Annotated in this window: 25 protein-coding genes and 1 tRNA gene; 17 read left to right on the forward strand and 9 right to left on the reverse strand. The window is 64.7% G+C overall.

What is annotated here, in order from left to right:
- Positions 1-134: 134 nt before the first annotated feature.
- From G3572_RS11930 to G3572_RS11945, 4 genes are read left to right on the forward strand one after another with little or no spacing between them, the layout of a single operon-like run.
- Positions 135-1,388: an amino acid ABC transporter permease gene (locus G3572_RS11930; protein WP_164612048.1), complete on the forward strand. Its 1,254-nt coding sequence runs from the start codon at positions 135-137 to the stop codon at positions 1,386-1,388.
- Position 1,389: 1 nt separating this feature from the next.
- Positions 1,390-2,700, forward strand: a complete 1,311-nt coding sequence (locus G3572_RS11935) for an amino acid ABC transporter permease (RefSeq protein ID WP_164612050.1) — start codon at positions 1,390-1,392, stop codon at positions 2,698-2,700.
- Between the two features lie 12 nt (positions 2,701-2,712).
- The gene (locus G3572_RS11940) at positions 2,713-3,516 is read left to right on the forward strand and encodes an amino acid ABC transporter ATP-binding protein (protein WP_164612052.1); all 804 of its coding nucleotides are present in this window, start codon (positions 2,713-2,715) and stop codon (positions 3,514-3,516) included.
- A gap of 31 nt (positions 3,517-3,547) precedes the next feature.
- On the forward strand, positions 3,548-4,465 hold the full coding sequence (locus G3572_RS11945) for an SdiA-regulated domain-containing protein (RefSeq protein WP_164612053.1): 918 nt from the start codon (positions 3,548-3,550) through the stop codon (positions 4,463-4,465).
- Positions 4,466-4,525: 60 nt separating this feature from the next.
- On the opposite strand, the gene G3572_RS11950 is transcribed toward G3572_RS11945, so the two are convergent.
- The 4 genes from G3572_RS11950 to argB all read right to left on the reverse strand — a co-directional run bounded on the left by G3572_RS11950 (position 4,526) and on the right by argB (position 6,982).
- Positions 4,526-4,714 carry a hypothetical protein gene (locus G3572_RS11950; RefSeq protein WP_164612055.1) on the reverse strand — a complete coding sequence of 63 codons (189 nt, stop codon included), beginning with the start codon at positions 4,712-4,714 and terminating at the stop codon, positions 4,526-4,528.
- 158 nt (positions 4,715-4,872) lie between these two features.
- Positions 4,873-5,376, reverse strand: a complete 504-nt coding sequence (locus tag G3572_RS11955) for a SixA phosphatase family protein (RefSeq protein ID WP_164612056.1) — start codon at positions 5,374-5,376, stop codon at positions 4,873-4,875.
- 25 nt (positions 5,377-5,401) lie between these two features.
- Positions 5,402-6,058: a ferredoxin gene (locus G3572_RS11960; protein ID WP_435530975.1), complete on the reverse strand. Its 657-nt coding sequence runs from the start codon at positions 6,056-6,058 to the stop codon at positions 5,402-5,404.
- A 45-nt stretch (positions 6,059-6,103) separates the two neighbouring features.
- Complete coding sequence (gene argB / locus G3572_RS11965; RefSeq protein WP_435530979.1) at positions 6,104-6,982, reverse strand: acetylglutamate kinase; 879 nt, start codon at positions 6,980-6,982, stop codon at positions 6,104-6,106.
- A 136-nt stretch (positions 6,983-7,118) separates the two neighbouring features.
- Here argB and G3572_RS11970 point away from each other — a divergent pair, with 136 nt between their 5' ends.
- The 6 genes from G3572_RS11970 to yihA all read left to right on the forward strand — a co-directional run bounded on the left by G3572_RS11970 (position 7,119) and on the right by yihA (position 13,845).
- Positions 7,119-7,850 carry an SDR family NAD(P)-dependent oxidoreductase gene (locus tag G3572_RS11970; RefSeq protein WP_164612060.1) on the forward strand — a complete coding sequence of 244 codons (732 nt, stop codon included), beginning with the start codon at positions 7,119-7,121 and terminating at the stop codon, positions 7,848-7,850.
- A 118-nt stretch (positions 7,851-7,968) separates the two neighbouring features.
- The gene (gene ttcA, locus G3572_RS11975) at positions 7,969-8,838 is read left to right on the forward strand and encodes a tRNA 2-thiocytidine(32) synthetase TtcA (protein WP_164612062.1); all 870 of its coding nucleotides are present in this window, start codon (positions 7,969-7,971) and stop codon (positions 8,836-8,838) included.
- A 70-nt stretch (positions 8,839-8,908) separates the two neighbouring features.
- The gene (locus tag G3572_RS11980) at positions 8,909-10,444 is read left to right on the forward strand and encodes a putative bifunctional diguanylate cyclase/phosphodiesterase (protein WP_164612064.1); all 1,536 of its coding nucleotides are present in this window, start codon (positions 8,909-8,911) and stop codon (positions 10,442-10,444) included.
- 160 nt (positions 10,445-10,604) lie between these two features.
- Entirely contained in the window at positions 10,605-12,452 is a 1,848-nt protein-coding gene (yidC, locus tag G3572_RS11985) for a membrane protein insertase YidC (protein WP_164612066.1), read from the forward strand.
- On the forward strand, positions 12,449-13,195 hold the full coding sequence (locus tag G3572_RS11990) for an MOSC domain-containing protein (protein ID WP_164612069.1): 747 nt from the start codon (positions 12,449-12,451) through the stop codon (positions 13,193-13,195). The genes yidC and G3572_RS11990 overlap by 4 nt, the downstream gene beginning before the upstream one ends.
- Positions 13,192-13,845 carry a ribosome biogenesis GTP-binding protein YihA/YsxC gene (gene yihA, locus G3572_RS11995; protein WP_164612071.1) on the forward strand — a complete coding sequence of 218 codons (654 nt, stop codon included), beginning with the start codon at positions 13,192-13,194 and terminating at the stop codon, positions 13,843-13,845. Before G3572_RS11990 ends, yihA begins: the two co-directional genes overlap by 4 nt.
- On the opposite strand, the gene yidD is transcribed toward yihA, so the two are convergent.
- The 3 genes from yidD to rpmH are packed head-to-tail and all read right to left on the reverse strand — an operon-like array spanning position 13,816 to position 14,695.
- On the reverse strand, positions 13,816-14,085 hold the full coding sequence (gene yidD / locus G3572_RS12000) for a membrane protein insertion efficiency factor YidD (RefSeq protein ID WP_164612073.1): 270 nt from the start codon (positions 14,083-14,085) through the stop codon (positions 13,816-13,818). The two genes, yihA and yidD, sit on opposite strands and share 30 nt — an antisense overlap.
- A 17-nt stretch (positions 14,086-14,102) precedes the next feature.
- Positions 14,103-14,519, reverse strand: a complete 417-nt coding sequence (rnpA, locus tag G3572_RS12005) for a ribonuclease P protein component (RefSeq protein ID WP_164612075.1) — start codon at positions 14,517-14,519, stop codon at positions 14,103-14,105.
- A gap of 41 nt (positions 14,520-14,560) precedes the next feature.
- The gene (gene rpmH, locus G3572_RS12010) at positions 14,561-14,695 is read right to left on the reverse strand and encodes a 50S ribosomal protein L34 (RefSeq protein ID WP_100195973.1); all 135 of its coding nucleotides are present in this window, start codon (positions 14,693-14,695) and stop codon (positions 14,561-14,563) included.
- Positions 14,696-14,955: 260 nt separating this feature from the next.
- On the opposite strand from rpmH, the gene G3572_RS12015 reads away from it, so the two are divergent.
- From G3572_RS12015 to G3572_RS12030, 4 genes are all read left to right on the forward strand, one after another.
- Positions 14,956-15,669, forward strand: a complete 714-nt coding sequence (locus G3572_RS12015) for a TVP38/TMEM64 family protein (protein WP_164612077.1) — start codon at positions 14,956-14,958, stop codon at positions 15,667-15,669.
- A gap of 1 nt (position 15,670) precedes the next feature.
- Positions 15,671-17,089: a dihydrolipoyl dehydrogenase family protein gene (locus tag G3572_RS12020; RefSeq protein WP_164612079.1), complete on the forward strand. Its 1,419-nt coding sequence runs from the start codon at positions 15,671-15,673 to the stop codon at positions 17,087-17,089.
- A gap of 99 nt (positions 17,090-17,188) precedes the next feature.
- A complete protein-coding gene (locus G3572_RS12025; RefSeq protein WP_164612550.1) occupies positions 17,189-18,538 on the forward strand; it encodes a sensor histidine kinase in 1,350 nt (449 codons plus the stop codon).
- A 50-nt stretch (positions 18,539-18,588) separates the two neighbouring features.
- Positions 18,589-18,665, forward strand: a tRNA-Arg gene (locus G3572_RS12030).
- A gap of 501 nt (positions 18,666-19,166) precedes the next feature.
- Here G3572_RS12030 and ettA read toward each other — a convergent pair.
- Entirely contained in the window at positions 19,167-20,822 is a 1,656-nt protein-coding gene (gene ettA / locus G3572_RS12035) for an energy-dependent translational throttle protein EttA (RefSeq protein WP_164612081.1), read from the reverse strand.
- Positions 20,823-21,030: 208 nt separating this feature from the next.
- Between ettA and G3572_RS12040 the strand changes: the two genes are divergently transcribed.
- Together G3572_RS12040 and dacB are read left to right on the forward strand one after the other, a co-directional pair.
- On the forward strand, positions 21,031-21,696 hold the full coding sequence (locus G3572_RS12040; protein ID WP_164612083.1) for a nicotinate-nucleotide adenylyltransferase: 666 nt from the start codon (positions 21,031-21,033) through the stop codon (positions 21,694-21,696).
- Between the two features lie 25 nt (positions 21,697-21,721).
- Entirely contained in the window at positions 21,722-23,215 is a 1,494-nt protein-coding gene (gene dacB, locus G3572_RS12045; RefSeq protein ID WP_164612085.1) for a D-alanyl-D-alanine carboxypeptidase/D-alanyl-D-alanine endopeptidase, read from the forward strand.
- 13 nt (positions 23,216-23,228) lie between these two features.
- On the opposite strand, the gene G3572_RS12050 is transcribed toward dacB, so the two are convergent.
- Complete coding sequence (locus G3572_RS12050) at positions 23,229-23,651, reverse strand: tellurite resistance TerB family protein (protein WP_164612088.1); 423 nt, start codon at positions 23,649-23,651, stop codon at positions 23,229-23,231.
- 114 nt (positions 23,652-23,765) lie between these two features.
- Here G3572_RS12050 and G3572_RS12055 point away from each other — a divergent pair, with 114 nt between their 5' ends.
- Positions 23,766-25,349, forward strand: a complete 1,584-nt coding sequence (locus G3572_RS12055; RefSeq protein ID WP_164612090.1) for a lysine--tRNA ligase — start codon at positions 23,766-23,768, stop codon at positions 25,347-25,349.
- The last annotated feature ends 47 nt before the right edge of the window (positions 25,350-25,396 follow it).

Below are 25,396 nucleotides of genomic sequence, written 5' to 3' on the forward strand. Positions count from 1 at the left end.
CGGCTGAAAAGACAGGGGCGCGCCCGCAAGGCGCGCCCCTTCCAAAAGTAAGAACAGGGTAATTCGCTGCGCCGGGGAGATTCCCCACCAACAAGGGCAAAGCCCGAAAGCGCGCGGACTTCAGGGGAAAATAAATGGCCGTAGTCACGGAAGAACCGAAAGCTGGCTTTCGGCTCGGGATGCTCATCTATGACACCCGCTATCGTTCCATCACCATTCAGATCGTCGTTTTGTTCTTGGTCATGCTGGGCGCTGCCTGGCTGATCGACAACCTTTTGCGCAACCTCGCCGCCTTGGGCCGGGGCATCGATTTCGGATTTCTGTGGAACCGTGCCGGGTATGATATCAACCAGACGCTGGTGGAATACACCAACGACAGCACACATGCCCGTGCCACGCTTGTCGGTCTTCTGAACACGCTGCTGATCGCCTTTCTGGGCTGCGTCGCGGCGACGGTTCTGGGGGTGATCGCGGGGGTTCTGCGCCTGTCGAAGAACTGGGTGGTTGCCCGGTTGATGACGGTCTACGTCGAGATTTTCCGCAACATCCCCCTGCTGCTGTGGATCCTGATGATCTACACCGTGTTCACCGAGGCGCTGCCCGCGCCCAACGCCTTTCGCGGTGAAAACCCGGCCGCGTCGATGGCGCTGTTCGACACGGTGGCCTTTACCAACCGCTACACCGCGATTCCGTGGCTGGTGTTCGACCGCTCGCTGGGCTGGCTGCAACTGGGGCCGATCTGGCTGAACCTCGATTTCACCGCGATCATCGTGGCGCTGGTGGGCGGCTTCCTGATCAACCGCGCGATCCTGAAGCGTGCGACGCGTATCCAGGAAGCAACGGGCGTGCGTCCGACCACATGGTGGCAGTCGCTGCTGGCGCTGTTCGGCCCGATCATCGTGCTGAAATTCGCGCTGGGCACCCATTTCGATTACCCCAGCCTGCAAGGCTTCAACTTCACCGGCGGTCTGCAGGTGTCAAACTCGCTGGTGGCGCTGTGGCTGGCGCTGACGCTCTATACCGCCGCCTTCATCGCGGAAATCGTGCGCGCCGGCATCAACGCCATCTCGCGCGGGCAGTCCGAGGCGGCCTTTGCCCTCGGCCTGCGTCCGGGCCGCACCATGAGCCTGATCATCCTGCCGCAGGCGATGCGCGTCATCATCCCGCCGCTGATCTCGCAATACCTGAACCTGACGAAGAACTCCTCGCTTGCCATCGCGGTGGGCTACATGGACCTGCGCGGCACGCTGGGCGGCATCACGCTGAACCAGACCGGCCGCGGGCTGGAGGCGATGCTGCTCCTCATGCTGATCTACCTGATCATCAGCCTGACCATCTCGTCGGCGATGAACGTCTACAACCAATCCGTCAAGCTGAAGGAGCGCTGAGATGAACACCAGCACAAGCACCTTCGTGCGCACCGAAATGCTGCCGCAGCAAGCCCCGCCGATCACCGAGGCCGGGGCCGTCAAATGGCTGCGCGAGAACCTGTTCTCCTCGGTGCTCAACACCATCCTGACCATCCTCGGCGTCGCCGCCGTGGCCTATCTGGTCATGCACATCGCGCCGTGGCTCTCCCGCTCGGTCTGGAACGCGAACACCCTGTCGGAATGCCGCCAGATCATCACCGAGCGCTATGGCGAAGGCGCGACCGGCGCCTGCTGGGCGGTGATCCGCGAACGCTGGCCGCAATACCTTTTCGGCTTCTACCCGTCGCACCTCTACTGGCGTCCGGTGCTGGCCTTCGTGCTGCTCTGCGTCGCCGTCGCTCCGGTGCTGTTCGACAAACTGCCGCGCAAGATGCTGTGGTTCTCGCTGGTCTACCCGGCCGTCGGCTTCTGGCTCCTCTGGGGCGGGTCGGTCTGGGTGCCGGTGATGGCGCTGGCGGGCTTTGCCATCGGCTACGCCGCTGCCAGAATCGTCAAACCGCTGGCTGGCACCATCATTGCCACCATCGCCGCCGTGCTGGCGCCTGTGCTGTGGTGGCTGTTCCTCGCGGGGCCTGCCGCCGATGCGATGCAATCCATCCTGCCGGTCGCCCTGCAAGCGGTGCGCTCGCGTGAATTCGGCGGCTTCGTGCTGGCCTTCACCATCGGCTTCACCGGCATCGCCTTCTCGCTGCCCTTGGGCATCATGCTCGCCCTTGGCCGCCAGTCGGACATGTTCATCGTGAACAAGCTCTCGGTCGGCTTCATCGAGTTCATCCGCGGCGTGCCGCTCATCACGCTGCTGTTCACGGCCTCGCTCCTGCTCAACTACTTCCTGCCGCCGGGCACCGATTTCGACATCATCCTGCGCGTCATCATCATGGTGGTGCTGTTCGCCGCCGCCTACATTGCCGAAGTGGTGCGTGGCGGCCTCGCCGCCCTGCCGCGAGGGCAGTATGAAGCCGCCGACGCGCTGGGGCTCGATTACTGGAAGGCGCAGCGGCTCATCATCATGCCGCAGGCGCTGAAAATCTCGATCCCCGGCATCGTGTCCACCTTCATCGGCCTGTTCAAGGATACCACGCTGGTGGTCTTCGTGGGCCTGCTCGATCCGCTCAAGGGCATCACCGATGCCGTGCGCGCCTCCACCGACTGGAAGGGCATCTACTGGGAACCCTACATCTTTGTCGGCACCATCTTCTTTGTCTTCTGCTTCGCCATGTCGCGATACTCGATGTATCTCGAAGGCAAGCTGAAAACCGATCATCGCTAAGGGAGCCGGAACATGTCCGAAGCCACAGCCCTCGACCTCGATACGCGCAAGATTGACCGCAGCCAGATGCAGGTCAGCAACGAAGTCGCCATCCAGATTTCCCAGATGAACAAATGGTATGGCACCTTCCACGTCCTGCGTGACATCAACATGACCGTGAACCGGGGCGAACGTATCGTCATCTGCGGCCCCTCCGGTTCGGGCAAATCCACCCTGATCCGCTGCATCAACCGGCTGGAAGAACACCAGCAGGGCCAGATCATCGTGGACGGCACCGAACTGACGTCAGACCTGAAGAACATCGACAAGGTGCGCTCCGAAGTCGGCATGGTGTTCCAGCACTTCAACCTCTTCCCGCATCTGACCATTCTGGAAAACTGCACGCTCGCCCCGATCTGGGTCCGCAAGACCCCGAAGAAAGAGGCCGAGGAAATCGCCATGCACTTCCTGCGCAAGGTGAAGATCCCCGAACAGGCGAACAAGTATCCGGGCCAGTTGTCGGGCGGCCAGCAGCAGCGGGTGGCCATCGCGCGTTCGCTCTGCATGAAGCCGCGCATCATGCTGTTCGACGAACCCACTTCCGCGCTCGACCCCGAGATGATCAAGGAAGTGCTCGACACCATGATCCAGCTTGCCGAAGAGGGCATGACCATGCTCTGCGTCACCCATGAAATGGGCTTTGCGCAGGCTGTGGCCAACCGGGTGATCTTCATGGACCAGGGCCAGATCGTCGAACAGAACTCGCCCAAAGAGTTCTTCAACAACCCGCAATCGGACCGGACCAAACTGTTCCTGTCGCAGATTCTGGGGCACTGACGCAAAAGGCGCCTGCTTGCCTGAACGATAGATGCGCCGCCGCCTGCTTGCTCTGGTTCTCACGCTCTGCCTCGGGGCAATCGTGGTGTTCTGGGCAAGCGGGCGCGCGGCGCCTTTCTATTTCGCTTGGGTCACCGCGCAGGATGCTGGCGTGCCGCATGTGCTGGCGGCAAACCGCATCGCCGATATAGATGGCAAGGCGGTCGAGGGGCTGACGAGCAACCTCTCGGGGCTGACCTATTCAAGCCGCACCGATACGCTGTTTGCGGTCATCAACAGGCCGCCACAGGTGGCCGAACTGAGCACGGATGGCAGGCTTTTGCGCCTTATGCCGGTGCTGGGCAGCATCGACCCCGAGGGCATTTCGCATATCGAGGGCGATACCTTCGTTCTGTCGGACGAAGGCGACCAGTCGCTGCACTGGGTGTCGATCCGGCCCGAAAGCACCTCGGTTCAACTGGGGCAGGGGCACCGGATGACCCTTGGCATCGACTACAGCCGCAACATGGGCTTTGAAGGCGTGTCATGGGATTCCGTGACGCGCAGCCTCTATCTGGTTCAGGAAATGCGCCCGATGCGGGTGATCCGCGTCACCGGACTGGACAGCGCCATGCGCGGCGGCAGGCTGGCACTCGACATCCGGCAATGGTCCTTGCCCTCGCTAAAGGGCTTTCTGATGCTCGATCTGTCCTCGGTGTCCTTCAACGAATCCAGCGAAACCCTGCTTCTGCTCAGCCATATGTCGGCCTTTCTGGCCGAGTTCGACGCCGACGGGCAGCCCTTGGGGTTCCTGTCGCTGCGCGCGGGCGAAAACGGGCTTGCGGATACCATCCAGCAGGCCGAAGGGCTGGCCCTGGACGCGGATGGCAGGCTCTACATCGTGTCAGAGCCGAACCTGTTCTACCGCTTCACCGCGCCTCAGGGGGCCGTTCGAAACGCCGCGCGCTGACGGGGCCTCGCCGTGGCGGCGCTTGCCGCTGTGCGTGGGGGCCTTCGCTTGGCCCGCCGCTCAGTCCTCTGCCTTCTTGCCCGCCGCCTTGGCCTTCAGCCGCTCCAGCAGTTCTTCCTTGCTCGGGCGCCTGTTCGGAATCTTGGTCGGAGCCTTGGCCTTCAATTCCTTGCCCGGCTTGGCGCTGGGGTCTTTCTGACGGCCCTGATCCTTGCTCAGTTTCGGGTTGCCCGATTTTCCGTAATCCATGCGCTGTCGCCTTGTCCTGACCTCTGATCCTGCGTCATGCCTGAAACCCGCCCCCGCCGCAAGCATGGCCCACGCCGGGATCAGGTTGACAAAAGGTTAACGCCGCAGGGTCAAGGGGTTGATTCCAAACGAGTCTTTCCTTTGTAACACAGGGAGGGTCAGGCCATGATCTCTCGCGGCACGATGAAATCATCCACCGCCCCCAGCCCGAACCCCACCTCGGCCCAGGTCGGGACCACAAAATCCACCACCAGCGTCGCCCCCGTCGGAAAGCGGGAAAACTCGGGGTTCAGCGGGGTCTGCGCGACGATCCGGGCCGCAAATTCCGCGATGCCGGGATTATGCCCGATCATCATCACCGTATCGGCCGAGGCATGCCGCAGCACCGCCAGCATCACCTCGGGTCCGGCATGATAGAGCGCGGGCTTCAGCTCCAGCACCGGCGTCGCCGGCAGGGCAGGGGCAATCCCCGACCAGGTCTTGCGGGTCCGCAAGCTGTCCGAGCACAGCACCTGCCCCGGCACATAGCCCCGGCTCGCCAGCCATTGCCCCAGATCCGCCGCCGCCGCCTTCCCCCGCTCGTTCAGCGGCCGCTCGTGGTCGGGCGTAAGAGGGTCATCCCAGCTCGATTTCGTGTGCCGCGTCAGAATAAGGCGCTTCATTCCCACTCCCCCCGAATACGGGCGGTTACCCCGCCCTGTGGAATCGCCCCATGTGATAGGCCGACTGTTCGGCAAGTCTTGCATAGCCTTGCGACACCGGGCAAGCGCGCCGCACAAGACAGCCCCCCGTCAGGCAGGCGGCCCCCTCCGCCATGTCAAGATAGGCGTGACAGGCCGGCACATCATAGCCCGCCGCCCCAAGCGCCCCCGCCGGACAGGCGGTCAGACAGGGCCGCTCCACACAGGTCAGACAGGGCTTTTCCCCCGCCGTGAAATCCAGCGCCTCGCGCAGGACCAGTGCGCCCCGGATGCTCACCATCAACCCTTGGGCCCCATGCACCAGAAGCCGCACCGGACTGTCCCAGATCCGCCCGCTGCGCAGCGCCCAGGCGTAGAACGGGTCATAGGGCGGCCCGCCGAAGGGAAAGCGCGCCTTGCCGCCCAGATCGCAAGCCAGCCGCCCGATGACCCGCCGCGACCAGCGATCCACCGGGTCCGGCCCGCCCCATTCCGGCTGCGCCTTCAGATGCGGCCAGAACCCCGGCTCGCGCGGGCCAAGCAGCACAAGGCTGCGCGCCCAGTCCGGAAAGGCCGGGTCCCCCGCGCAGCCGAACCCGCCCAGAACTTCCAGATAATGCGGCTCCAAGAGCACGGACAGACGGTCAAGGCTCAGCTCTGCCATTTGCACCTTTTCCAAATACTCCCGCCGGAGGCACCCCCGGTCCGGTCAGCGGCGCACCCTCGGCTTCACCCGCGGCTCGGTCGACCGGATCTGGCTGCCCGCGCCGTGGTCGGTGAACAGTTCCAGAAGGCAGGCATTCGGGATGCGGCCATCCAGAATGGTGACCGCACGGGTGCCCTGTTCGATCGCCATCAGCGCGGTCTCGGTCTTGGGAATCATTCCGCCCGAAATCACGCCCTCGGCTGTCATCTGGCGGATCTCGTCGGGGGTGATCTGGGTCATCACCTCTCCGGCGGCGTTCTTGACGCCGGCGACGTCGGTCAACAGCAGCAGGCGGTCGGCTTGCAGCGCACCCGCAATCGCGCCGGCGGCGGTGTCGCCATTCACATTGAAGGTCTCGTTATCCGCCATGCCGGTGCCGACGGGCGCGATCACCGGGATGATCCCCGCCTTGTAAAGATCGCGCAGCACCTGCACGTTCATCTCTACCGGGCGGCCGACAAAGCCGAGTTCCGGGTCATCTGCCTCGCAGACCATCAGGTCATCGTCCTTGCCCGAGATGCCGACCGCGCGGCCACCGGCATCCATGATCGCCTGCACGATGCGCTTGTTCACAAGGCCCGACAGGATCATCTCGACCACCTGCACCGTCGCCTTGTCCGTCACCCGTTTGCCGCGCACGAATTCGGATTTGATGCCGAGCTTGGTCAGCATGTCATTGATCATCGGCCCGCCGCCATGCACCACCACCGGGTTCACCCCGACCTGTCGCATCAGCACGATATCACGGGCGAATTCCGCCATGGCAGCGTCGTCTCCCATGGCGTTGCCGCCGAACTTCACCACCACGACCGAGTCGGCATAGCGTTGCAGGTAGGGCAGGGCTTCGGACAGCATCTTTGCGGTGTTCAGGGCATCTTGCATGGTCAGGGTCTGCTGTTTCATGGGGCCTCCGGGGTTCGCAGGTTGGTAACGCCTTTGCCGCGGCCTGCCAAGCGCCCAGTCCCGCCTTGCCTTTCCTTAGCATAAGCGTAGGGTTCGCCCAAAGCAGGGGGCCGCCATGTCCGATCAGAAAACCATTGTGCTCACGGGGGCTTCGCGTGGAATCGGCCATGCCACCGTCAAGCGGTTTTCAGCCGAGGGTTGGCGCGTGCTCACCTGCTCGCGCCAGCCGTTCGATCCGCGCTGCCCCTGGCCGGGCGGCGAGGACAACCACATCCAGCTCGATCTGGCCGATCCCAACAAGACCATCGCCGCGATCGAGACGATCAAGCAAAAGGTGAACGGGCGGCTCGATGCGCTGGTGAACAACGCCGGGATCAGCCCCAAGGGGCCGGATGGCGCCCGGCTGAACACGCTGGATACCGACCTGCGCACATGGGGGCAGGTGTTCCATGTCAATTTCTTCTCCTCCGTCATCATGGCGCGCGGGCTGAAGGAGGAACTGGCGGCTGCCAAGGGCTCTGTTGTCAATGTCACCTCGATAGCGGGCGTCAGGGTGCATCCGTTTGCCGGCGCGGCTTATGCGACATCGAAGGCGGCGCTGGCGGCGCTGACGCGTGAGATGGCGCATGATTTCGGCCCCTTGGGGGTGAGGGTGAATGCGATTGCGCCCGGAGAGGTGGAAACCGCGATCCTGTCGCCCGGGACCGACAAGATCGTGGAAAAGCTGCCGATGCAGCGGCTTGGCCAGCCCAAGGAAGTGGCGGATGTGATCTGGTTTCTGTGTTCGGACCAGTCGAGCTATATCTCGGGGGCCGAGATCGAAGTGAACGGCGCGCAGCATGTCTGACGGCGCGCTCCGCGCTCCCTTGCGGGCGCTTGTCGCTTGCGGTGCCAGCGAGGAAAGCGGGAACGCTTGACGAGCGCCCGCATGGGCCGCATACCCCGCCCATCCTGCGGAGGCCATGATGCTTGACGATGCCGACGACATCCACCCGTTGTTCCATGGCGCGCCCAAGGGGCTCGAGTTCCGCAAACTGCGCAAACGGCTGGTGCAGCAGGCACGCGAGGCGATCGAAACCTACGGTATGGCCCGCGCGGGCGACCGTTGGCTGGTCTGCCTGTCGGGGGGCAAGGACAGCTATACCCTGCTTGCGGTGCTGCACGAGTTGAAGTGGCGCGGCCTGTTGCCCGTCGATCTGCTGGCCTGCAACCTCGATCAGGGCCAACCCGGCTTTCCCGCCACCGTGCTTCCCGATTTCCTCACGCGGATGGGAGTGCCGCACCGGATCGAGTATCAGGACACCTATTCGGTGGTAATCGACAAGATCAAGCCGGGCGGAACCATGTGCAGCCTGTGCTCCCGCCTGCGGCGCGGCAACCTGTATCGCATCGCGCGCGAAGAGGGCTGTTCCACGGTGATTCTGGGCCATCACCGGGACGATATTCTCGAGACGTTCTTCATGAACCTGTTTCACGGGGGCAGGCTTGCGTCGATGCCGCCGCGCCTGCTCAATGAGGACGGCGATCTTTTCGTCGCGCGGCCGCTGGCCTTCGTCGCCGAGGCCGATTGCGACCGTTTCGCGCGGGCGATGGGCTATCCGATCATCCCTTGCGATCTGTGCGGCAGCCAGGAAGGGCTGCAGCGGGCCCAGGTCAAGAAACTGCTCGATGAATGGGAGGCGCGGGTGCCGGGACGGCGTCAGGTGATGTTCCGCGCGCTGATGAATGTGCGCCCCTCGCATCTGGCAGACCCCGGCCTGTTCGATTTTGCCGGGCTGATGCAGCAGATGGCCCCGGATACCGACAATCCTCCGCAACTTCGCGATGCGGATTAAGGTTTCGCATACCCGCACGCCCTAGCCTTGGCGGGCATGGGCGGCTGGCCCGTGGCATATCGGGGGCGCCATGCGCGGCAAATTTTTCACCCAGACCGCAGCTTTGGGCGTCTTGCGCCGGTTCGCGGGTGTTGACGGGCTTGTCCTTATGCCGGCCTTTTCGGTCGCGGCCTATTGGCTGGGGGGGGAAGGGGGGCTGCTGACGCTGGCGGTTGCGGTCCCGCTGGTCTTTGCCGTCTTCGCGCGCGGCAGGGTGGCAGCGGGCAGCGCGCCCGATAACGCCGGGGCCGATGGTTTTGCGACAGAGCCGCGGTTTCTTGCCCATCTGGACAGGGTTCTTGACGGGCTGGCGCATGACGGGCGCTCGACTGCCTGCTTCGTGCTTGTCTTTGATGATGCCGATGTGATGGCCGCCCGGCATGGAAGGCTGGCTTGCGATCAGATGGTGCAGCGCATTGCCGAACGGCTCAGCCTCTCGTTGCGCCCCGGTGATGTGGTCGCACGGCTGCAGGGGGGCGGCTTTGCCATCAGCCTTGCGCCGGTTCGGCGGCTTGATCTGGAAAATGCGGTGCAAATCGCGGTGCGCCTGCAGGCCGCGGCGACCGCGCCGCTGGTCCTTGGCGACATGACGGTGCATCCGTCGCTTTCCGTCGGGTTCTGTCTGTCCGTGCGCGCCCCCGCGCTGCATGCGGCCCCGCTGCTGGGGGCTGCGCGCACCGCCGCGGAAGAGGCGGCATGGAACGGACCGGGCGCCATCCGCGCCTATCAGCCCGAAATGACGGGCCGTCGCGCCGATCGTGCCGCCCTGCGCGCAGGGCTGGAAACCGCGCTGGACGAGGGGCAGATCCGCCCGTGGTTCCAGCCGCAGCTTTCGACCGATACCGGAGAGATCAGCGGGTTCGAGGCTTTGGCCCGCTGGCACCACCCCGACCGAGGGATCATCGCCCCGGCCGAGTTCTTGCCGCTGATCCATGAGGCGGGTCTGTCTGAACGTCTGGGAGAGGTGATTCTCTACGGTGCCCTTTCGGCGATGACGCGCTGGGACAAGGCGGGACACCGTGTTCCGCGCGTTTCCGTCAATTTCTCTGCCGCCGAACTGGGCAACCCCCGTCTGCCCGACCAGCTGAAATGGGAGCTTGACCGCTTTTCGCTCGCCCCGCAGCGGCTGACGGTCGAAGTGCTGGAAACGGTGGCGTCGCGTCCTGACGATGATGTGATTGTCACCAATCTGGCGCGGCTGGCGGCGCTGGGCTGCGGCATTGATCTGGACGATTTCGGCACGGGTCACGCCTCGATTGCCAATATCCGCCGCTTTGCGGTGCGGCGGATCAAGGTCGACCGCTGCTTTGTGCAGCGCTGCGACACCGACGCCGACCAAAAGCGGATGGTGGCGGCGATCCTTTCGATGTGTGAACAGCTCGGGCTAGAAACCTTGGCCGAAGGCGTGGAAACCCCCGGTGAACATGCGACGGTGGCGCAACTGGGCTGTGGTCATGTGCAGGGCTTCGGCATCTCGCGCCCGATGGCGCTGGAGGAAACCTTTGGCTGGATCGCGCGCCACGAAAGAGAGCGGGTGAAAACCCGCCGGTTCGGTCGTCAGCGTTAGCGGGGGCGCTGTCGCCTCGGGGGCGTCGCTTGTGGGCGCAGGGGCCGCCAGAGGCGCTTTGCCACATCAATACTGGCCCCGCCTTCGGAAAACCGCTTGACCTTTGCCGCCCCCTTCTGTTGAACGACCGCTGACCTGAACAATGGTGGCGGAAGTCCCGATGGACGATCAGAACAAGAACCTTATCCTCGCAACCGTGCTGTCCTTCGTGGTCATCATGGTCTGGTTTGTGCTGTTTCCGCCGCCCGAGCCGGTGGTTGACCCCAACGCACCCGCGGTGACGGTGACAGACGCCACCACGCCCCCGGCCGCGACGCAGCCCGGTGCAACCGTGGCAGCCGATGGCGCCGCCCCCACGGCAGAGGCGCCGCGTCTGACCATCGACACGCCGGAACTGACGGGCTCCATCTCGCTGCTCGGCGGCCGGATCGATGATCTGGAACTCAAGACCTACCAGCAAACGATCGATGACGATTCCGGCATTGTCCGGCTGCTCGCGCCCGTGGGCCAGCCGAATGCCTATTACGCCCTGTTTGGCTGGGGCCCTGCCGGAACGCTCGGCTTTGATGACGTTCCGGGTGCCAATACCGAATGGATGCCTGCAGGCGGCGGCACCCTGTCGCCCGGCCAGCCGGTCACCCTGCGGTGGGACAATGGAAGCGGGCTTGTCTTTACCCGCCAGATCGCGGTTGACGAACGCTTCATGTTCACCGTGACGGAAAGCGTGCAGAACACCGGCGCTGCCGAGGCGCGTCTTTTCCCCTATGGCATCGTCGCCCGTCACGGCAAACCGACCAATCTCGAGAACTTCTTTGTCAGCCACGAAGGCGTGGTCGCCCGCGCCGATGGCAAGCTGACCGAAACGAAATATGACAAGGTCGCCGATCTGCCGCTGGTCGAGCGTGAGGGCGCGCAGGCCGCTGTGGTCGAGGCGACCACCGACGGCTGGATCGGCTTTACCGACAAATACTGGATGACGGTGCTGGTGCCGGAACAGGGCAAGCCGTTTACCTCGGTCACCAAGTTCGTGCCGCAGGCCAACATCTACCAGACCGAGACGCGCCATCCGGTGCTGACGGTCGCCCCCGGCGAGACGGCTACCACCACGCAGCGCCTGTTTGCCGGTGCCAAGGAATGGGAAACCATCCGCGCCTATCAGAACAACGGGGCCATCACCGGCACGGGCCAGCCGATCCCCGGTTTCATCGATGCGATCGACTGGGGCTGGTTCTTCTTCCTGACCAAGCCGATCTTTGCGCTGCTGCACTGGCTGAACGCCACCATCGGCAACATGGGTCTGGCGATCATCGCGCTGACCTTCATCCTCAAGCTGCTGGTGCTGCCACTGGCCTACAAATCCTATGTCAGCATGGCGCGGATGAAGGAATTGCAGCCCGAGATGGAGGCCATCAAGGAGCGTGCGGGCGAAGACAAGCAGATGATGCAGCGCGAGATGATGAAGCTGTACAAGGACAAGAAGGTGAACCCCGCCGCGGGCTGCCTTCCGATCCTGATCCAGATTCCGATCTTCTTCGCGCTCTACAAGGTGATCTTCGTCACCATAGAATTGCGCCACGCGCCCTTCTTCGGCTGGCTGAATGACCTGTCGGCCCCCGATAGCTCGTCGATCTTCAACCTCTTCGGCCTTCTGCCTTGGGCGGCACCAGAGCCGACCAGCATCATGGCGCTGATCTTCATCGGTATCCTGCCGATCCTGCTCGGCGTCAGCATGTGGCTGCAGCAAAAGCTGAACCCCGCGCCCACCGACCCGACCCAGCAGATGATCTTTGCCTGGATGCCCTGGGTGTTCATGTTCATGCTCGGCGGATTTGCCAGCGGCCTTGTGGTCTACTGGATCACCAACAACGTGATCACCTTCGTCCAGCAATACGCCATCATGCGCAGCCACGGTCACAAGCCGGACCTGTTCGGCAACATCAAGTCGGGCTTCAAGCGCAAGCAGCCCGTGCCGGTGGCTGACAAGAGTGTGAAGTCGAAGAAGAAATGATCCGGCTGGCCCAGATCTGCCGCCATCCGATCAAATCCATCGGCTTTGAGGAACTGGCAAGCGCGTCCCTGACAGAGGGGCGCGCTTTGCCCTTTGATCGGGAATGGGCGCTGCTGCACGAGGCGGCAAAGGTGGCGGCACCCACCGGCTGGCAGCCCAAGATGAACTTTCTGCGCGGCGTCGCGGGGCCGGAGTTGATGGCCATCCGCGCGCGGCTGGAGGAGGGGACCCGGCGGCTTACGCTGACCCATCCCGCAGCGGGGGAGATCACCCTCGCGCCCGACACCGATAGCGCCGCGCTGCTGGCCTGGGTGCGTCCGCTCTGGCCGCAGGACCGTCCGGCTCCGGCGCGGCTGTGCCATGTGCCGGGGCAGGCGATGACAGATGTGCCAGAGCCGTATCTGGCGGTCCTCAACCTTGCGTCCAACGCCGATCTGGGCGCGCGCATGGGGCGCGATCTGTCGGTCCATCGCTGGCGCGGCAATCTCTGGCTTGACGGGCTCGCGCCTTGGGCCGAGTGGGACCTGCTTGGCCGCAGCCTGCGCATCGGCGGGGCCGAGGTGCGGCTGCAAGAGCGCATCACGCGCTGCAAGGCCACCACGGTAAACCCCGAAACGGGGGTGGCCGATGCCGATACGCTGTCTGCCTTGCAGACTGCTTTCGGCCATCAGGACTTCGGCCTTTACGCCGTGGTCACGAAATCCGGTCCCATCGCCTGTGGTGACCCAGTGGAGGTGCTATGAGCGCTGCACGTTTTCCCTTGGCCGACCTGCCCGACGAGCAGCCGCGCGAACTGGGCCGCCTGTTGTTCGCCGGACCGGTGGATTTTGTAAAAGGCGTGGTCGCCATGCCCGGACTGCCCCCTGCCGACCGGATCGAGGTCTGCTTTGCCGGACGCTCGAATGTGGGGAAATCGAGCCTCATCAACGCTTTGACTGGGCGCAAGACGCTGGCGCGGGCGTCGAACACGCCGGGGCGGACGCAAGAGGTCAACTATTTCGCGCTGGGAGATCGGCGCTACATGGTCGACCTTCCCGGCTATGGCTACGCCGAGGCGCCGGTGGCGATCGTGGAAAAGTGGCAGGCGCTGCTGCGCTCCTACCTGCAAGGGCGGCAGACGCTGCGCAGGGCCTTCGTGCTGATCGACATGCGCCACGGGGTCAAGGCAGTGGACAAAGAGATTTTGACCCTGCTCGACAAGTCGGCGGTGACCTTTCAGGTGGTGCTGACCAAGGCCGACAAGGTGAATGCCGCAACCCGCGCCGAGACGATCGCGCAGGTTCAGGCCGCACTGACCAAGCATCCGGCGGCCTTCCCGCAGATCGTGGTGACGAGTTCCGAAAAGGGTGAGGGGATCGAGACCCTACGCGCGATCATCGCCACGCTGGAGTGAGGCGTCATGGTCGGGGTCTGACCCCGGCACCGGATCATAGCCATGTCCGCCCCAGGGGTGGCAGCGGCACAGGCGATGCACGGTCAGATAGCCGCCCTTGAGGCCGCCATGCCGCTGGAGTGCCTCGAGCGCGTAAACCGAACAGGTGGGCTGGAACCGGCAGCCATGCCCGACCCAAGGGCTGAGCAGCAGGCGATAGGCGCGCACCGGCAAGGCGATCAGATGCGCGAGCGGCGTCATCCCGCGCCCCGGCCCTGTCATCGGGAGCGCGGCGCGTGGACGGCGCGCAGCGCGGCCTCCAGATCCGCCAGAAGCAGGGCAAAGGGGCGGTCCACCGTCGCGCCGGGGCGTGCGACCAGCACATAATCCCAACCGGGTTGCGCGAGACCGGGCAGCACCGCGCGCGCCACCTCGCGCAGGCGGCGCTTGGCGCGGTTCCGAAACACCGCATTGCCGATCTTTTTGGAGGCGGTGAAACCCACCTGCACATGCGGCGCGTCATCCTTGCGGTCACGCGCCTGCAACAAAAAGCCACCCGTCCCCTGCCGGCGGGCCGAAGCGGCGCGCAGGAATTCGGGGCGGTGGCGCATGGTTTGCAGGCAAAGCGAAACCGCCGGAGGCGCAACGGGCGCTTCGGCGGTAATGCCTTGGCCCGTTTCCTCCGGCGGCGTCATGTCTTGCCTATCCATCTGCGGCCCGGACAGGGCCGAAAGACTTATGCGGACAGCTTGTGACGGCCCTTGGCGCGGCGGGCGGCCAGCACCAGACGGCCACCTTTGGTGGCCATGCGGGCGCGGAAACCATGGCGGCGCTTGCGGACCAGGTTAGACGGTTGGTATGTGCGCTTCATCGCGGCTCTCCATCAGACGGCTTGCCCGAACCCCAAAGGATTCGAGGGCAGGGAACTTGAAGCCCGTCCTTTACGCAGGCTTGGCGGCCAAGTCAACGCAGGCTGCGCCGAATTCTGCCAACAAAACACAGAACTTCGCCTGACATAGCGCACGGGGTCTGCGATCAAGGCCGCGTGAAGCCGCTGTTGCAAACCGCTTTTGCTGAAACACATTCCGCCCGTCATGCGTAATGCAAACAATCCGCCGCAAAGAGAGCCCCATGACCGCAACGCAAAGCCCCGTCCTGAAACGCCTGCCGATTCTGGTGATCGCGCTTGTCGCGCTCGGGGGGGCCTTCCTTTTGCGCGACCAGATCAGTTTCGAAACGCTGGCCCGTCACCGCGACTCGCTGCTGGCCTTCCGTGACGCCAATTTCGCGCTCGCCAGCCTCACCTTTGTGGCGGCCTATGTGGCGATTGTGGGCTTCAGCCTGCCGGGGGGCACCATCGCCACCCTGACGGGGGGCTTCCTGTTCGGCCTGTTTCCCGGCGGGCTTTACAATGTGGGGGCTGCAACGCTCGGGGCGGTCGTGGTGTTCCTTGCGGCGCGGGCCGGGTTCGGGGCCGATGTTGCGGCCCGTATCGAAGGCAAGGGCGGCGCGGCGGCGCGCCTGCAGCAGAACCTGCGCGAGAACGAATGGTCGGCTCTGCTCATCATGCGTCTGGTGCCCGCCGTGCCTTTCTTCATCGCCAATCTGCTGCCTGCCTTCGTCGGCACTTCGGTCTGGCGCTTTGCCGTCACCACTTTCGCAGGGATCATTCCGGGCACTTTGGTGTTTACCTCGGTGGGCGCCGGTCTGGGCGAGGTTTTCGCGCGCGGGGAAACGCCTGATCTGTCGATTCTCTTTGCGCCGCATATCCTTGGCCCCATTCTGGGGCTGGCCGCGCTCTCGGCACTGCCGATCCTTCTCAAGCGTTTCAAGAAAGAGGCCTGACATGCGCCAGATCGAGACAGACATCTGCATCATCGGTGCAGGATCGGGCGGTTTGTCCATCGCAGCGGGCGCGGTGCAGATGGGCGCGCGTGTGGTGCTGATCGAGGGCGGCGAGATGGGGGGCGATTGCCTGAATGCGGGCTGCGTTCCGTCCAAGGCACTGATCGCGGCGGCCAAGGCGGCGCAGGCCATGCGCGATGGGGCGCAATTCGGCATCACGCCGGTCGAGCCACAGGTCGATTTTGCCGCCGTCAAGGATCATGTGGCCCGCGTGATCGAAACCATTGCCCCCGTCGACAGCCAAGAGCGGTTCGAAGGGCTGGGCGTGCAGGTAATCCGCGCTTGGGCGCGGTTCACCGGACCCGATACGGTCGAGGCGGGGGGGCAGAGCATCAAGGCCCGCCGTTTTGTGATCGCCACGGGAAGCCGCCCGATGGTGCCGCCGATTCCGGGGGCCGCTACGGTCCCGGTTCTGACGAATGAAACCATCTTTGACCTGCGCGATCGCCCCGACCATCTGCTGATCATCGGCGGCGGTCCGATCGGGCTGGAAATGGCGCAGGCGCACCGGCGCCTCGGTTGCCAAGTGACAGTCATCGAAGGCGCCTCGGCGCTTGGCCGCGATGATCCGGAACTTGCCGCCGTGGTCCTGTCGAACCTGCGGGCCGAGGGGGTGGAGATACTCGAGAATGCCAAGGTCGGCGCGCTGGCGGGGCAAGAGGGCGATATCACCGTCACGCTTGAGGACGGGCGCAAGCTGAACGGCTCGCATCTGCTGATGGCGGCGGGGCGCAAGGTGCATCTCGACGGGCTGAACCTCGAGGCCGCGGGGGTGCGCCACGACCGCAAGGGCGTGACGGTGGGGCCGGATCTGCGCAGCTCCAACCGCCGTGTCTATGCGGTGGGGGATGCGGCGGGCGGTCTGCAGTTCACCCATGTGGCGGGCTATCACGCGGGGGTGGTGATCCGGCAGATCGTGCTGGGCCTGCCCGCAAAGGCCACGACGCGGCACATCCCTTGGGTCACCTATACCGACCCCGAACTGGCGCAGGTCGGCCTGACCGAGGCCGAGGCGCGCAAGGCGCATGGTGACGCGCTCACGGTGCTGCGCCAAGAGTTCCTCCACAATGACAGGGCGCAGACCGAGGGCAAGACCAAGGGGCTGCTCAAGGTGATGGTGGCGGGGGGGCGTCCGGTCGGGGTGTCCATCGTCGGCCCGCAGGCGGGAGAGTTGATCGGGCTTTGGGCCTTTGCCATCGCTTCCCGCGCCAAGATCAGTGCCATCGCAGGCATGGTGGCCCCCTATCCGACCTTGGGCGAAATCTCGAAACGTGCGGCAGGAGCCTATTTTTCCCCCAAACTCTTTGATAATCCTATGCTCAAGCGGTTTGTGCGTCTGGTGCAGCGGGTGATGCCCTGACGCAGGACGACAGGAGGGTGGGGCAGGGTGAAGGCGGGGAACGGCGGGTTTTTCAAGACGCTCTCGGGGCGGTTCCTGCTTTTGACAATCGCCTTTGTCATGCTGGCCGAGGTGCTTATTCTGGTGCCGTCCATCGCCCGCTTCCGTGCCGATTACCTGCTGTTGCGGCTGGAAAAGGCACAGATCGCATCGCTGGCCCTGCTCACCACCGACGAGGTGATCGCCCCCGATCTCGAAGCAGAATTGCTGGTGAATGCCGGCGTGTTCAACGTCGTCTTGCGGCGCGACGAGGTGAGGCAGCTGGTCTTGTCCTCACCCATTCCGGCCGCGATCTACGACACCTATGACCTGCGCGCCTCTGGCCCGTGGGAGCTGATCCGCGATGCCTTCGTGGTGCTGCGCGACCCGATGAACCGCGTGATCCGGGTCATCGGCAATCCGGTGCAGCAGGCGGGTTTGCTGATCGAGGTCACGATGGAAACCGGGCCGCTGCGCCGCGCCATGCTCGATTACGGGCTGCGCATCCTTGTGCTGTCGGTGCTGATCTCGGCGGTCACGGCGGTGCTTTTGTTCATCTCCGTGCAGCGGATGATCGTGGCCCCGATTCGCCGCGTGGTGAACCACATGCAGGCCTATGCCGAGGCTCCGGAAGACGCCCGCCGCGTCATCGCGCCCACTTCGCCGGTGGTGGAACTGCGCGCCGCCGAGGATGCGCTGGAAAGCATGCAAAAGCAGCTGACAGGCGCGCTGCGGCAAAAGGAACGGCTGGCACAACTGGGCGGGGCCGTCGCCAAGATCAGCCATGACCTGCGCAATATCCTGACCACCGCGCAGCTTTTCGCGGACCGGATCGAAGGCAGCGCCGATCCGATGGTCGCCCGCGCGGCGCCCAAGCTGGTGGGGTCGATCAGCCGCGCGGTCAATCTGTGCGAGGCGACACTGGCCTTCGGCAAGGCAGAAGAACCGCCGCCGCGCCTGCAATGGTTCGCCTTGCGTCCCTTGGCGGAAGAGGTGGCAGAGGCCGAGGGGCTGTCGGGCGAAAGCCCCGTCACCGCCCTGATCGACATTCCCGCAGGGCTGTCCCTGCGGGCCGACAGCGAACAGCTCTACCGTGTCCTGTCCAATCTGGTGCGCAATGCGAGGCAGGCGATGGAGGCGACCGGACGGGGCGGCACCGTCGAGATTTCCGCCGGAGAGGGCGACAGCGCATGGTGGCTGCGGGTGGGCGACACCGGGCCGGGCCTGCCGCCCAAAGCGCGCGAGCATCTCTTTGCCGCCTTCCAGGGCGGCACGCGCAAGGGCGGCACGGGGCTGGGTTTGGCGATTTCGGCCGAACTGATCCGCGGGCATGGCGGGCGGCTCGAACTGGCGCGCAGCGATTCCGAAGGCAGCGAATTCGTGATTCACCTGCCCAAGCAGATTTCTGAAAACAGTCTGCACAGTCTGTGACTTTTGCCCTTGCAAACCCCGGCAGGGGCCGTTACATCCGCCCCCATAGCGGACCCGTAGCTCAGCTGGATAGAGCATCAGACTACGAATCTGAGGGTCGGGCGTTCGAATCGCTCCGGGTCCGCCATTTACCCAAAATGCTAAACTGTTGATGGCCGTGGATTTTGTCTGCGGGCTCTTCGTTGTGGCGTGCGGTTCAGCGGGGCGCGCGGCCGCGTGGCGCTGGCGGGCGAAGGCGTGGATCTGCGGCGCAATGCAAAAGACCTCCGCCCCGGTCAGGGCGAAGGTCTGTGCGGCGACAGGGCGCCGGTGGCCCTCAGGGCCGTGGTGTCGTGATCAGAAAACGCCGATCAGGTAGAGAAGAATGATGATGGGGATCGGAATGCCGATCAGCCATGCAAGTCCGCCTTTCATAGGATGTCCTTTCCTGGGTGCTTGCCTGTCAACGCCCGATCCCCGCTTTGGTTCCCGCAAGGGGCCGGGCATCACAGACCTGCCGGCGGGCGCTTCGCAGCGCGATGTCCGGCGGGGGCCGCGTCCCTCGCGCCCGTCTTGACGCCCCCCACCGCGCGCGCAAAAAACAAAGGCGGGGCAAGCCCCGCCTTCGCACCAAGGGTATGTCCCCGATTCAGCGGCTGAAGCGCTTGTATTTCACCCGCTTGGGTTCGAGCGCATCCGGCCCCAGACGGCGGATCTTGTCCTGTTCATAGGCTTCGAAGTTGCCCTCGAACCATTCCACATGGGCATCCCCTTCGAAGGCGAGGATATGGGTGCAAAGCCGGTCAAGGAAAAAGCGGTCGTGGCTGATGATGATCGCGCAGCCCGCAAAATCCTCGATCGCCGATTCCAGCGCCTGCAGGGTTTCCACATCCAGATCGTTGGTCGGTTCGTCAAGCAGCAGCACGTTGCCGCCCGATTTCAGCAGCTTTGCCATGTGAACGCGGTTGCGTTCCCCGCCCGACAGCAGGCCGACCTTCTTCTGCTGGTCGGTGCCCTTGAAGTTGAACGCCCCCGTGTAGACACGGCTGTTCATCTGCATGTCGCCCAGCTGGATGATCTCGGACCCGCCCGAGATTTCCTCCCAGACGTTCTTTTCCGGATCGAGTGCATCGCGCGACTGGTCGACGTAGGAAAGTTTCACCGTCTCGCCCAGCGTGATGGTGCCTTCGTCGGGCTTTTCCTGTCCGGTGATCATGCGGAACAGGGTCGATTTGCCCGCACCATTCGGGCCGATCACGCCGACGATGGCCCCCGGCGGGATGGTGAAGCTGAGATCTTCGATCAACAGCTTGTCGCCCATCGCCTTTTTCAGGTTCGTGACCTCGATCACCTTGTTGCCCAGCCGCTCGCCGTTGGGAATGATGATCTGCGCCGTGCTGGCGCGTTCGGTGACGGTCTGGCTGGCCATCTCGTTATAGCGCGACAGACGCGCCTTGCCCTTGGCCTGACGTGCCTTGGCACCGGAGCGGATCCACTCCAGTTCCTTTTCCAGCGCCTTCTGCTTGGATTTGTCCTCGCGCGCCTCTTGCTGCATGCGCTTGGCCTTCTGGTCGAGCCATGCCGAATAATTGCCCTCATAGGGAATCCCGCGGCCACGGTCGAGTTCGAGGATCCAGGACGTGATGTCGTCAAGGAAGTAACGGTCGTGGGTGACGATCAGGATCGTGCCCTTGTAGGCGATCAGGTGCTTTTGCAGCCATGCGATCGATTCGGCGTCAAGGTGGTTGGTCGGTTCGTCCAGAAGCAGCATGTCGGGCGCTTCCAAGAGCAGTTTGCACAGCGCGACGCGGCGGCGTTCCCCGCCCGACAGGTCCTCGACATTGGCATCATCGGGCGGGCAGCGCAGGGCATCCATCGCGACGCCGACGGTGGCTTCCAGTTCCCACAGGTTGCCCGCGTCGATCTGGTCCTGCAACTGCGCCATCTCGTCCGCGGTCTCGTCGGAATAGTTCATCGCAAGTTCGTTGTATCGTTCCAGAATCGCGGTCTGCTTGGCGACGCCCAGCATTACGTTTTCCTTCACGGTCAGCGCCGGATCGAGATAGGGTTCTTGCGCCAGATAGCCGACCTTGGCCCCTTTGGCGGCCCAAGCCTCACCCTTGAAGTCCTTGTCCATGCCCGCCATGATCTTGAGCAGGGTGGACTTGCCCGCGCCGTTGACGCCGACGACGCCGATCTTGACCCCGGGCAGGAAGTTCAGGTGGATGTTCTCGAAGCATTTCTTGCCACCCGGATAGGTCTTTGAGACGCCTTCCATGTGGTAGACATATTGATAGCTGGCCATGGCCCTGGATCCCGTGCTGAATGCGTTGCTGTTCAGATAGGCGAAAGCGGGCGCGGGGGCAATGGAAGGTCGTGTTTTGCGCTGCGGTGGCAGTGCAGGGGCGGTTCCGCCGGTCCAGCCGGTGAAGGGGCGCGGCGCGTGCAGGGGGCGGGCATTGACTTTGCGCGGCAACCCTTTGAAACGGGGGCATGTGCAGAGGAGGGCGAGTGTGCGGCAGGGATTTCCGCTGGCGGCGCGGGGGATGGTCATCGGGCTTTTGGGCGGCTCTTTCGATCCGGCGCATGAAGGCCATGCGCATATCACGCGTGAGGCGATGAAGCGGCTCGGCCTCGATCAGGTGTGGTGGCTGGTCAGCCCCGGCAACCCGCTCAAGGCAAGGCAACCCGCCCCGATGGCGGACCGGATCGCGCGGGCGCAGGCGGTGATGCGGCATCCGCGGGTGCGGATCACCGATCTGGAGGCGCGGCTGCAAACGCGCTTCACCCATGCGACGCTGGACCGGTTGCAGGCAATCTATCCGGGGGTGCGGTTTGTCTGGCTGATGGGGGCGGACAATCTGGTGCAGTTCCACCGCTGGGACCGCTGGCAGGATATTCTGGCGCAGGTGCCGGTGGCGGTGCTGGCGCGGCCCGGATCGGGCGTCAAGGCGCGGCTGAGCCGTGCGGCGCAGGCCTTTCGCGGCAAACAGCTTGACCGGGGCGAATGGCTGGGGGGGCGGCAGCCTCCGGTCTGGGCCTTCATCAACCTGCCGATGAACGGCGCCAGCAGCTCGGCCATCCGCGCGCGGGGCGCCTGGCACGGCGGGGCGGGAGGCAGAACGCAGGAACGTGATGCCCCGCCGGTTGATCGGGCCGGCACGTCGCGCATAGACTGACCGGCGCTTTGAGGTGGGATGCGGCATGACGGCAAGACGGATATCGCGGCGGCAGCTTGTGGGCGGCCTGCTTTCAGGGGTGGCCTTGGCGGCGGCGATGCCCGCCTTTGCCGAGGCTCCGGCCCGCTCGCCCCGCCCGCAGCCGCGCGGCGGGGTGTCGCCCGCACTGGCCGCAACCTCGGCCGAGGTGCTGATCGCGCAGGCCAAGCTGGGGGAGGCGGCGACCGCGAGCTATGTCGTGATGGACGCGGCCAGCGGCACCGTGCTCGAAGAGCGCGAGGCACAGCGCCCCATGCCGCCCGCCAGTGTGGCCAAGGCGGTGACCGCGCTCTACGCGCTGGAACGGCTGGGGCCAGAGTTCCGCTTCCGCACCCGTATTCTGGCGACAGGGCCGATTGCCGCAGGCATCGTCCAGGGCGATCTGCTGCTGGTCGGATCTGGCGACCCCACGTTGCAGACCGACCAACTTGGCGATCTGGCCGCAGCACTGGCCGCGCGCGGCGTCAAAGGGGTCACGGGCCGCTTTCTGACATGGGACCGCGCCCTGCCACCGATCTCCCGCATCAGTGACGAGCAGCCGGTGCAGGTGGGCTACAACCCCTCGATCAGCGGCTTGAACCTGAACTTCAACCGCGTGCATTTCGAATGGAAGCGCGCCAGCAACGGCTGGTCGACCGCGATGGATGCGCGGGGACAGCGCTTTGTGCCGCAGGTGCGCATGGCCAAGATGCGGGTCGTCGCGCGGGAAACCCCGGTGTTCACCTATGAAACCCGCGACGTGACCGATGACTGGACCGTCGCCGCCAGCGCGCTCGGCCAAGGTGGCAGCCGCTGGTTGCCGGTCCGCCATCCGGCGGCCTATACCGGCGATGTGTTCCAGACGCTGGCCCGCGCGCAGGGCATCACCCTGCCCGAGCCGCAGGCGCTGGCGGCAGAGCCGACGGGGCAAGAGCTTGCGTCGGTGCAAAGCGATCCTTTGCCGGTTCTCCTGCGCGATATGCTGCGCTTTTCCACCAACATCACCGCCGAGGCGCTGGGCCTGCGCGCCTCGGGCGCGGCGACGCTGGCCGCCTCGGGGGCGGCCATGTCGGATTGGGCGCAGGCGCGCTACGGGGTAGCCTGCCGCTTTGTCGATCATTCGGGGCTTGGCTCTGCCTCGCGGGTGACTGCCACCGATATGGCGCAGATCATCCGGCAGGCGCATCTGGCGGGGGCGGGGGTGCAACCCCTCCTGCGCGATCTGGGCCTGCGCGATGCCAAGGGCAAAGAGATTGCCAATTCCCCCGTGCGCGTCACCGCGAAAAGCGGAACGCTCAACTTCGTGTCGGGCCTGTCGGGGCATCTGCGCCCGCCGCAGGGCCGCGAGCTGATCTTTGCGATCTTCATCGGCGATGTGGCCCGCCGCGACGCGCTGGCCGAGGCCGAGCGGGAATCGCCGCCGGGCGGGCAGGCGTGGCTGACGCGCGCGCGCAACCTGCAATGGCAATTGCTGGCGCGCTGGGCGCAGGTCTATACCTGAAGGCGCGGCGGCCTCAGGGCCGCAGGTGCCGCACCCGCGCGCCCCATTCGATGGCGGCAGCGTGCAGCCGGTCGATCGCCAGTTCCTCGCGCACCTCTTCCAGCATCCGCAATTCCATATCGCGCAGCTTGCCATCGGCGGCCACCACATCACAGGCCAGCGCATAGGCGGTTTCGCGCAGCCGTTCGGGCAGCGCGTCGCGGATCAGGCCGAACAGGGCGTCCAGCCCGTCCTCTTCCTCGAACAGGTCAAACACCGTCTGGCTGACGGTGCGGATGCGGTCGGAATCATAGGCGTTGAACACCGGCATATGGTTGACCATGCGCTGGATAGCCACCAGTTCCGACGTGCGCATCTGCTCATCCGAGGCCGACACCGCCACCATGACGGCGACCAGCGCATCTTGCGGCGACAGGGATGGGGGGGTATCGGGCATGGTGCATTCCTTTTGCGTTCGCAGCGCCAGAATATTGACGCGACAGGGTTCCGGCAATAGACGACGCGAGGTTTCCTCTGCATGGGGCAGGGGGGCGGTTCAAGGATGAAAGCAATGTCTGCTTTGCGCGATGCGGCGATGAAATCGAAGGCCTGGCCCTTTGAAGAGGCGCGCGCCATTCTGAAACGCTATGAAAAGAAGGCACCTGAAAAGGGGTATGTGCTGTTCGAAACCGGCTATGGCCCCTCGGGCCTGCCGCATATCGGCACCTTCGGCGAGGTGGCGCGCACCACCATGATCCGCCGTGCCTTCGAGGTGATCAGCGACATCCCGACGCGCCTGATCTGCTTTTCCGACGATGTGGACGGCATGCGCAAGGTGCCCGAGAATGTGCCGCAGCAGGATATGCTGCGCCAGCACATGCAAAAGCCGCTGACGAGCGTTCCCGACCCCTATGGCGAGTTCGACAGCTTCGGCGCGCATAACAACGCCATGCTGCGCCGCTTCCTCGATACCTTCGGCTTCGAATATGAATTCATCTCGGCCACCGAATTCTACAAATCGGGCCGCTTTGACCAAACGCTGTTGCGCTGCGCCGAACGCTATGACGCGATCATGGCGATCATGCTGAAATCCCTGCGCGAAGAACGCCAGCAGACCTATTCGGCCTTCCTGCCGATCCACCCCGAAACGGGCCGCGTGCTCTATGTGCCGATGAAGAACGTCGATGCGGCGCGCGGCGAGATCACCTTCGATGACGAGGACGGGCGCGAATGGACGCTGCCGGTGACGGGCGGCCATGTGAAGCTGCAATGGAAGCCCGATTTCGGCGCCCGTTGGGCCGCGCTGGGGGTGGATTTCGAGATGTATGGCAAGGACCATTCCACCAACACCCCGATCTATGACGGCATCTGCGAGGTGCTGGGCGGGCGCAAGCCCAACCACATGACCTATGAGCTGTTCCTCGACGACCAAGGCCAGAAGATCTCGAAGTCGAAAGGCAATGGCTTGACCATCGACGAATGGCTGACCTATGCCGCGACCGAGTCCCTGTCCTATTTCATGTATCAGAAGCCCAAGACGGCCAAGCGGATGCATTTCGACGTGATCCCGCGCGCGGTGGACGAATACCACCAGCAACTCCGCGCCTACCCCGATCAGGATGTCGAGGCGCAGGTCAACAACCCTGTCTGGCACATCCACGGGGGCCAGCCGCCCGAGTCGCGCATGGTGGTGCCCTTCTCGATGCTCCTGAACCTCGCCTCGGTGGCGGGGGCCAAGGATGCACGCGGCCTCTGGGGCTATATCCGCGCCTATGCGCCCGGGGCCTCGCCCGAAACCCACCCCGATCTCGATGCGGCGGCGGGCTATGCCGTGCGCTATTTTGCCGACAAGATCGCGCCGCACCGTGTGTTCCGCCTGCCCACCGATCAGGAACGCGCGGCGATGGAAGACCTGCGCGCAAGGCTTGCCGTCTGGGACGGCGGCAATGATGCCGACGCCTTGCAGACCATGGTCTTCGCCGTCGGCAAGGAGCACGGCTTCGAGCCGCTGCGCGACTGGTTCAAGGCGCTCTACGAGGTGCTTCTCGGCGCCTCCGAAGGCCCGCGCTTTGGCGGCTTCGTGGCGCTCTACGGCGTGCCCGAAACCATCGCCCTGATCGACAAGGGGCTGGCGGGCGATTTCGTCAAGGCCTGACCGGCGGCACGGTCAAGACAGCGGCGTCAAGACAGCACCGTCACGAC

The sequence above is a fragment of the Pseudotabrizicola algicola genome, assembly GCF_010915705.1.
GTDB classification, from domain to species: domain Bacteria; phylum Pseudomonadota; class Alphaproteobacteria; order Rhodobacterales; family Rhodobacteraceae; genus Pseudotabrizicola; species Pseudotabrizicola algicola.